Genomic DNA, 1,754 nt, shown 5'->3' with positions numbered 1-1,754 from the left:
TGGCGCCAGAGCCTTCGACGATCCGGAGATGCTGCTATCGACCTATGCCGAGGCGCCCGCGCATTGCATTGTCACCGACATCATGATGGGTGACATCGACGGCTTCAGTTTCGCCGACCGCATTCGCGCGATGGATCCTGCCATCGCGATCGTGTTCATGACGGCATGGCCGACGACTGCCAATGCGGTGGACTCGGTGCGTCGCTACGGCGGGCTCGATTACCTCGAAAAACCGCTCGACGAAGCACGCCTTCTCGCCGCAGTGGCGGAGGGCGTCACCTGGTCGCGGCAGCAGCGCGGCATCCGCGCGCGGACCGAGGGATTGTCCCGGCGGGAGCGCCAGGTCTTCGACCTTCTGGTCCAAGGGCACAGCAACAAGGCAGTCGCCGCAATCCTCGCCCTGAGCCCCAAAACAGTCGAGGACCATCGCGCTGCAATCGTTGCCAAGACCGGCGCCAATGGCTTGGCTCAATTGATAGCGCTTGCGCAGTGAAGCCCACGGACGGAAGCTCCATGCTGAGCGACACAGCGGCCAACGACATGCGGCTAGAACAGGCGATCTTGGACCTGCTCACGACGCGACGCGAAGTTTATCCTTCGCACATGATCCAGGAATTGCGGCGCCGGTTCCCGACCTGCGGGTGGAGCGTATGCGCGCTGCGTTGGAACGGCTCCTCACGGAACGGCGCATTGCACGGCTGTGGCACCGATATCTCCTCGCCCGCGACGTCGACGCAGTGCGTGCGAAATGGCTCGAGGCGATCGATCGACAGGCCACGTGCATCGACGCGGATCTGGCAGGGCCCCATGCATCACTCGACGCCCGCGAGTTTTTGACGCGCTGGGATGGGTACATGTGAACGGCTACGGCCCGCCTTCTGAACAAGAGAGTCCGTTCCTGCTCACACATCGGTCAGACCGGTAGCCGGCGCGGTCCGCCATCGTCGGAATGCTCCCTTCACGCCGAAAGGCAGCATGACCGACATCCACCACATCCCGCATCGTCCTGTTGCAGAAGCGGCAATATATGCGACGCCAGGAAGTCAGGAGATTGGCAGACTACTGCCCGCGGCGCAGCCGAAGTGCGCCACGCTGGGACGTCCATGCATCAAGGCAAATGCTGCGTTGCGATCGGCTCGGGATTGCGTAAACACCCGCACGAATGTTGGCGTGTAACGTGAAGGGAAACGACATGCGTATCGTGATGATCGGCTCGGGGTATGTCGGCCTAGTGTCGGGGGCGTGCTTTGCCGACTTTGGTCATGACGTGGTGTGCGTTGACAAGGACGAGGGCAAGATCGCCAAGCTGCGCGCGGGCGGCATTCCGATCTACGAACCGGGGCTCGACGATCTGGTGGCGCGCAACGTTGCGGCCGGTCGCCTGTCATTCACCACTGATCTCGCCGGGCCGGTGGCGGAGGCCGACGTGGTGTTCATCGGCGTCGGCACGCCCTCGCGCCGGGGCGATGGCCATGCCGACCTCTCCTATGTCTATGCCGCTGCGCGGGAAATCGGCGCGGCACTCAAGGGCTTCACCGTCGTCGTCACCAAGTCGACCGTGCCGGTCGGCACCGGCGACGAGGTCGAGCGCATCATCGCCGAGGTGAACCCGACCGCCGAGTTCGCGGTCGCCTCCAACCCCGAGTTCCTGCGCGAAGGTGCCGCGATCGAGGACTTCAAGCGTCCCGACCGTATCGTCGTCGGCATCGAGGACGAGCGCGCGCGCGCGCCGATGGAAGAGGTGTACCGGCCGC

General features: G+C 64.3%; 3 protein-coding genes. All 3 read left to right on the top strand.

Annotated elements, in window-relative coordinates; all coding sequences use genetic code 11:
- The coding region (locus VPH46_RS16150) for a response regulator transcription factor (RefSeq protein WP_416612864.1) at positions 1 to 493 on the top strand (493 nt) is incomplete at its 5' end.
- Between the two features lie 157 nt (positions 494 to 650).
- Positions 651 to 860 (top strand): hypothetical protein, encoded by a 210-nt coding sequence (locus tag VPH46_RS16145; protein ID WP_416612862.1) that lies wholly within the window; start codon positions 651 to 653, stop codon positions 858 to 860.
- Between the two features lie 332 nt (positions 861 to 1,192).
- The coding region (locus tag VPH46_RS16140) for a nucleotide sugar dehydrogenase (RefSeq protein WP_416612860.1) at positions 1,193 to 1,754 on the top strand (562 nt) is incomplete at its 3' end.

The sequence above is a fragment of the Sphingomonas sp. MJ1 (PH-R8) genome (assembly GCF_048058635.1).
GTDB lineage: Bacteria > Pseudomonadota > Alphaproteobacteria > Sphingomonadales > Sphingomonadaceae > Sphingomonas.
The sequence above is the reverse complement of the archived record's forward strand: the minus strand, read 5'-3'. Positions and strand labels throughout refer to the sequence as shown.